Below are 6388 nucleotides of genomic sequence, written 5' to 3'. Positions count from 1 at the left end.
CAGACCCTTCCGCTGGCTGGGAGGCAGTCTCCGACCAGTTCATGGCGATCCGCTCACAGATCGGCGCGGCATTGGTTTGCGCCTGGGCGAAGGACCGCTTTCCCGGCTCAGCTGCAATCCTGGACATTGGCTGCGGCTCCGGCGTGCCCATCGCCCGAGCGCTGGTGGATTGCGGCTTCTCGGTTTGGGGTGTCGACGCATCGCCCTCGCTGGTCGCGGCGTATCGACGCGCCCTTCCCGAGATGCCCGCCGCCTGCGAACCGGCGCAGGACAGTCCTTTCTTCGGCCGGACCTTCGTCGGTGCCGTCGCGATCGGGCTCCTCTTCCTGCTCGACGAGGGCGAACAGCGGAAGCTTCTAACCAACGTCGCGAACGTGCTGGAACCCGGCGGGCGCTTCCTGTTCAGCGCCCCTCGCGAGATCTGCCATTGGAACGATGCGCTGACCGCCCGAACATCCATGTCGCTGGGCGAGCATGCCTATTCCGAGCATCTCGCCAGCGTGGGGTTACGGCTAGACGGCTGCCGGTGCGATGAAGGCGGAAACAACTATTACGAAGCGGTCAAATCCCTCTGATAGTGCTTTTCCGTTCTGGCCCAGTCCATCAGAGACTCCAACCTTCGTTGGGGTGACGGCGGGTGGAGAGGCTGCCATGCGCCGATGGGTTCACATCGACGCATGGCGGTATGCTTCTTCGGCATGTCCCTGTCGTGATGGAAACCTGATGTCAGGAACGCGGCCTACTGGTTTTCCTCCTCGTCTGCCTTCGCAGCTGGCGCCGGCGCAGGCTTGCCACACGCGCATCGGGAGGCACCGGGGGGCCGCCGCTTTGGCGCGGTGCTGGCGAATTCGGTGCGGGTCAGCGTGCCCGACTTGTCGGCATCGGCGTCGGTGAACTTGGTGATCGACTTGGCCGCCCATTCCTCGAAGCTCAGCCGGCCGTCGCCATTGGTGTCGAGCTTCGCAAACGCCTTGTGCCGCGCGGCGAAATATTCATCGCGGCTGATCGCCTCGTTGCGATCCTTGTCATAGCGGTCGAAGCGCTTCTGCTCGCGGGTCTTGGCGTCGGCCTCGGGGGCAGCGTCGGGCAGCGGGGCCGCCGCGCTGGCATTGCCCGGCATCGGCGGCAGCACCGCCGCAAGCGGCGTGTGCGCCGGCCCGTGCTGGAACAGCAGAAATCCCCCGAACGCCAGCAATAGCGCCGCCCCGGCGCCCACCGCATATCGCCACATGGCAAGCCTCCCCCCGAAGGTTCGGGCAATCTACGCCGTCAGGGGAAGCCCGCCAAGCCCCTAGCGGCCGCTCAGCCGATGCCAGAGCAGCCGCGCGACTCGCTTGGGCGCGCCGATCGGCAGCGGGCTGGTGGTGGGCACATCCAGATCCATGCGGGCGCGGTGCACCATTGCGCCGAGCGCCCGGCCGCCGCGACTCCAGCGCTTGCCCAGCGCGTCGGCGAGCCGGGGCCGCGCGGCTGCACGCGCCGCATCCGCTTCCGCGCCATCTCCGAGATGCCGGGCGAGATCGGCCAGCGCCCAGCCCTCGCCGCCCAGCGCCAGCGGGTCGCCCGTGGCACCGAGCGCCGTCCCAGCCGCGACGAACAGACTCCCCCGCCCGGCCGCATAGCGGGCCAGCGCAAGGCCATCGAGCGCCTCCTCCTCGACCAGCACTTCCCAGCCATGAACGATCGGCACCAGCGACACGCCGGTCACGCCGCGCGGCAGCAGCTCGGCGGCGAGGCCACGCAGCACCGGCTCCGCCGGTGGCGGCGCGGTGTCGAGCTTGGCCAGCGCCTCGCGCCACCAGGCGAGCCGCAGCTGGCCCACCGCCGGCTGGCTGGTGGTGCGCAGCAGCTGCGCCAGCGCCTCGTCCAGCGCCAGCAGCGCCGCCAGCGCAGGACGGCCGGCAGCGGGCGCATAGGCGAGGATCAGCGCGCGCTCGGGATCTTCGGGCAAGTCGTTCGGGGAAGCGGTCACCCCTCCCCTCTATGGTCTTGCGGGCGAAGGTGGAAGGGGCCGCGCGCTCACGAAAAAGGCCCGCCCGAAAAGTGTCGGACGGGCCTGTTTTCTCGTCAGGAGACGAAGATCAGCGATAGGTGACCTTCTTCACCGTGGCGACGACCTTGTCGGCGTTCACCAGGGCGAGCTTCTCGAGGTTCGCGGCATAGGGCAGCGGCACGTCCTCGTTGGCCACGCGCAGCACCGGCGCGTCGAGATCGTCAAAGCCCTCCTCCATCACGAACGCGGCGACTTCCGACGCGATCGAGCAGGTGGGCCAGCCTTCCTCGACCACCACGATGCGATTGGTCTTCTTCAGGCTCTCCAGCACCGTCTGCTTGTCGAGCGGACGCAGCGTGCGCAGGTCGATCACCTCGGCATCGATGCCCTCGGCCGCCAGCTTCTCGGCGGCTTCGAGCGAGACGCCCACGCCGATCGAGTAGCTGACCAGGGTCACGTCCTTGCCCTCGCGCATGATGCGGGCCTTGCCGATCGGCAGGACATAGTCGTCGAGCTTCGGCACCTCGAAGCTGCGACCGTACATCAGCTCGTTTTCGAGGAACACGACCGGGTCTTCCGAACGGATCGCCGCCTTGAGCAGGCCCTTGGCATCGGCCGCGTCATAGGGCGCGATCACGATCAGGCCGGGGACGCTGGCATACCACGGGCCATAGTTCTGGCTGTGCTGCGCGCCGACGCGGCTGGCAGCGCCGTTGGGGCCGCGGAACACGATCGGGCAGCGCATCTGGCCGCCGGACATGTAGTTGGTCTTGGCCGCCGAGTTGATGATGTGGTCGATCGCCTGCATGGCGAAGTTGAACGTCATGAACTCGATGATCGGCTTCAGGCCGCCCATCGCCGCGCCGGTGCCGACGCCGGCAAAGCCGTATTCGGTGATCGGCGTGTCGATGACGCGCTTGGGACCGAATTCGTCGAGCAGGCCCTGGGTCACCTTGTAGGCGCCCTGATACTCGGCGACTTCCTCGCCCATCACGAAGATGCGCGGATCGGCGCGCATTTCCTCGGCCATCGCATCGCGCAGCGCTTCGCGGACGGTGGTCTTCACCATCTCGGTGCCGGCGGGCACGGCGGGATCTGCCGGGCGGGTCTTCTCGACGGCGGCGGTCAACTGGGCGGTGCCGGTTTCCGGTGCCTTTGCCGGCGCCGGGGTCGACTCGGCCTGCTGGCTGGCGGGGGCCGGTGCGGCGGCGGCCGAGGACGCATCCTCGCCCTCGCCCGCGATCATCGCGATCACGGTGCCGACCTTCACGTTATCGGTGCCCTCGGCGACCAGGATCTTGGCGATCGTGCCCTCGTCGACGGCTTCGAATTCCATCGTCGCCTTGTCGGTCTCGATCTCGGCGAGGATGTCGCCGGACTTCACGACATCGCCTTCCTTGACCAGCCACTTGGCGAGCGTGCCCTCTTCCATGGTCGGCGAGAGCGCCGGCATCTTGAGTTCGATCGCCATCTCAGTAGGTCTCCACCAGCACGTCGGTATAGAGTTCGGCCGGATCGGGCTCCGGCGTCTGTTCGGCGAAGTCCGCCGATTCGTTCACGATCTTGCGGATCTCGGCCTCGAGCGGCTTGAGCTGCTCTTCGGTCACGCCCATCGTCTCGAGCTCGCGCTTCACCGCCTCGATCGGGTCCGACTTGTCGCGGACCGACTGGACTTCCTCGCGGCTGCGATACTTGGCCGGATCGGACATCGAGTGGCCGCGATAGCGATAGGTCTTCATCTCGAGGATGATCGGGCCCTTGCCGGCGCGCACCCAGGCGAGTGCTTCCTCGGCCGCGCCGCGGCAGGCGAGCACGTCCATGCCGTCCACCTGGATGCCGGGGATGCGGAAGCTCTCGCCGCGCTTGTACAGCTGGTCTTCCGCCGAGGAGCGGTTGACGCTGGTGCCCATGGCGTACTGGTTGTTCTCGATCACGTAAATGATCGGGAGCTTCCACAGCTCGGCCATGTTGAACGATTCGTACACCTGGCCCTGGTTCGCGGCGCCGTCGCCGAAATAGGCCATGGCGACGCCGCCATCCTCGTTATACTTGTGCGCAAAGGCCAGGCCCGTGCCGAGCGAGACCTGGGCGCCGACGATGCCGTGGCCGCCGTAGAACTTCTTCTCGGTCGAGAACATGTGCATCGAGCCGCCCTTGCCGCGCGAGATACCCGCGCCGCGGCCGGTCAGCTCGGCCATGATCACCTTGGGGTCGATGCCATAGGCGAGCATGTGGCCATGGTCGCGATAGCCGGTGATCACCGAATCCTTCTCGCCGTCCAGCGCCGACTGCAGGCCGACTGCCACGGCTTCCTGGCCGATGTACAGGTGGCAGAAGCCGCCGATGAAGCCGAGGCCGTAGAGCTGGCCCGCCTTCTCTTCGAAGCGGCGGATCAGCAGCATCTGGCGGTAGAATTCGAGCAGCTGTTCCTTCGAGGCCTTGAACCGTTCCGGTTCGCTGGGCCGCTCGCGATTCGGTACGGCGGGTGGGGTCGGTGCGTTGCGTGCCGGTGCTTTGGCCACGATCAGATATTCCTCATCCGGGGAGGGGAAAGGCGGGTGCCTATACGCGCGTTCTTGCAAAGCTTGCAACCAACGCGCGGGTTCGGCCCACGTTCATCCGCACTAAGGCGGTCCGCCGTGGCTGGCAACAGGTGCCGCTACGGCGATCACTTCTTGTCGAGCGGGATGATCACTTCGTCGGGGCGGACGACGTTGAGCTGCTTGCGGGCAAGCTCGTCGACCATGTCGGGATCGGCGCCATGCTTCGGATCGAGCAGATCGACTCGATTCTTGAGTTCGGCACGCTTCTTGTCGAGCACCGCATATTCGCGCTGCTTGGCGGCAAGCTCGTGCTGCACTTCCTTGGCGGCGACGATCCCGTTGGGCCCCAGAACCGCGTTATAGGCGAAGAAGCCGATGGCGATCAGCGCCGCGGCGGGAAGCCCCGCGCGGCGCAGCAGCGTGGACATGGGCGAAGCGCGCTTCATGCCCGTGTTTTTCGCTGATCGATCGGCGCTTAGCAAGATCGCGGTTCCTACTGGGGGTCAGGCGCGGCGCAGCACCGAACGGCCGGCATAGACCGCCGCGTCGCCCAGCTCTTCCTCGATGCGGATCAGCTGGTTGTACTTGGCGAGCCGGTCCGAGCGCGCGAGGCTGCCGGTCTTGATCTGGCCGCAGTTGGTGGCGACCGCGAGATCGGCGATCGTCGCGTCCTCGGTCTCGCCCGAACGGTGCGACATCACCGCGGTGTAGGACGAACGCTGGGCGAGGCTGACGGCCTCCAGCGTCTCGGTCAGCGTGCCGATCTGGTTGACCTTGACGAGCAGCGAGTTGGCGAGACCCTTCTCGATGCCCATGGCGAGACGCTCCGGGTTGGTCACGAACAGGTCGTCGCCCACCAGCTGCACCTTGCCGCCGATCAGGTCGGTCAGCGCCTTCCAGCCTTCGAAATCGTCCTCGGCCATGCCGTCCTCGATCGAGAAGATCGGATAGTCGGCGGCGAGCTTCGCCAGGAACTCGGCGTTCTGAATCGAGGAGAGCGTCTTGCCCTCGCCCACCATCTTGTAGGCGCCGTCCTTGAAATATTCGGTGGCGGCGCAGTCGAGCGCGAGCATCACGTCGTCGCCCGGCTTGTAGCCGGCGGCCTCGATGCTCGCCATGATGAAGTCAAGCGCTTCGGTGGTCGAGGCGATGTTCGGCGCGAAGCCGCCCTCGTCGCCCACGCCGGTCGCCAGACCCTTCTCGTGCAGCTTCTTCTTCAGCGTGTGGAAGATTTCCGAACCGCAGCGCACCGCCTCGACGATGTTCTCGGCGCCGACCGGCACGATCATGAATTCCTGGAAGTCGATCGGGTTGTCGGCATGCTCGCCGCCGTTGATGATGTTCATCATCGGCACCGGCAGGACGTGCGCGTTGACGCCGCCGACATAGCGATAGAGCGGCAGCCCGCGCGCATCGGCCGCGGCCTTGGCGGCGGCGAGGCTGACGCCGAGGATGGCGTTGGCGCCCAGGCGGCCCTTGTTGGCGGTGCCGTCCAGCTCGATCATGGTGCGGTCGAGATCGGCCTGGTCCTCGGCGTCGAGGCCGAGAACCGCCTCGGCAATCTCACCGTTCACCGCATCGACGGCGCCTTCGACGCCCTTGCCGAGCCAGCGGGACTTGTCGCCATCGCGCTTTTCCACCGCCTCATGGGCTCCCGTGGAGGCGCCCGAGGGCACGGCGGCGCGGCCGAAGCTGCCATCGTCCAGCAGGACATCCACTTCGACCGTGGGATTGCCACGGCTGTCGAGAATCTGGCGGGCGTGGACGTCGATGATTGCGGTCACGTCATGGTCTCCGTAACATGTCAGGAATGAGGCGCGCGGTGCCTCTAGCGGTTCGCAAGGGAACTCGC

General features: G+C 66.8%; 7 protein-coding genes. 1 reads left to right on the top strand and 6 read right to left on the bottom strand.

The window, feature by feature from the left end:
• A partial coding sequence (locus SAZ01S_RS16925; protein ID WP_139810120.1) for a class I SAM-dependent methyltransferase occupies positions 1-575 on the top strand: 575 nt, incomplete at its 5' end.
• A 164-nt stretch (positions 576-739) separates the two neighbouring features.
• Here SAZ01S_RS16925 and SAZ01S_RS16920 read toward each other — a convergent pair.
• The 6 genes from SAZ01S_RS16920 to eno all read right to left on the bottom strand — a co-directional run bounded on the left by SAZ01S_RS16920 (position 740) and on the right by eno (position 6320).
• Positions 740-1231: an EF-hand domain-containing protein gene (locus SAZ01S_RS16920; protein WP_084583455.1), complete on the bottom strand. Its 492-nt coding sequence runs from the start codon at positions 1229-1231 to the stop codon at positions 740-742.
• Between the two features lie 60 nt (positions 1232-1291).
• On the bottom strand, positions 1292-1972 hold the full coding sequence (locus SAZ01S_RS16915; RefSeq protein ID WP_084583454.1) for a squalene/phytoene synthase family protein: 681 nt from the start codon (positions 1970-1972) through the stop codon (positions 1292-1294).
• 109 nt (positions 1973-2081) lie between these two features.
• A complete protein-coding gene (locus SAZ01S_RS16910) occupies positions 2082-3464 on the bottom strand; it encodes a pyruvate dehydrogenase complex E1 component subunit beta (RefSeq protein WP_084583453.1) in 1383 nt (460 codons plus the stop codon).
• A 1-nt stretch (position 3465) separates the two neighbouring features.
• Complete coding sequence (gene pdhA / locus SAZ01S_RS16905; RefSeq protein WP_019367919.1) at positions 3466-4515, bottom strand: pyruvate dehydrogenase (acetyl-transferring) E1 component subunit alpha; 1050 nt, start codon at positions 4513-4515, stop codon at positions 3466-3468.
• A 146-nt stretch (positions 4516-4661) separates the two neighbouring features.
• Positions 4662-4964 carry an FtsB family cell division protein gene (locus SAZ01S_RS16900; protein ID WP_174596143.1) on the bottom strand — a complete coding sequence of 101 codons (303 nt, stop codon included), beginning with the start codon at positions 4962-4964 and terminating at the stop codon, positions 4662-4664.
• Between the two features lie 75 nt (positions 4965-5039).
• Entirely contained in the window at positions 5040-6320 is a 1281-nt protein-coding gene (eno, locus tag SAZ01S_RS16895) for a phosphopyruvate hydratase (protein WP_084583451.1), read from the bottom strand.
• Between the last annotated feature and the right edge of the window lie 68 nt (positions 6321-6388).

The organism is Sphingomonas azotifigens NBRC 15497 (assembly GCF_002091475.1).
In the GTDB taxonomy this organism is placed as follows: domain Bacteria; phylum Pseudomonadota; class Alphaproteobacteria; order Sphingomonadales; family Sphingomonadaceae; genus Sphingomonas; species Sphingomonas azotifigens.
This window is presented reverse-complemented; position numbering and strand designations above follow the sequence as displayed.

Coding starts and splice junctions, on each gene's coding strand:
- SAZ01S_RS16920 (WP_084583455.1), bottom strand. CDS start 1,231: ATGTGGCGATATGCGGTGGGCGCCGGGGCGGCGCTATTGCTGGCGTTC.
- SAZ01S_RS16910 (WP_084583453.1), bottom strand. CDS start 3,464: ATGGCGATCGAACTCAAGATGCCGGCGCTCTCGCCGACCATGGAAGAG.
- SAZ01S_RS16900 (WP_174596143.1), bottom strand. CDS start 4,964: ATGTCCACGCTGCTGCGCCGCGCGGGGCTTCCCGCCGCGGCGCTGATC.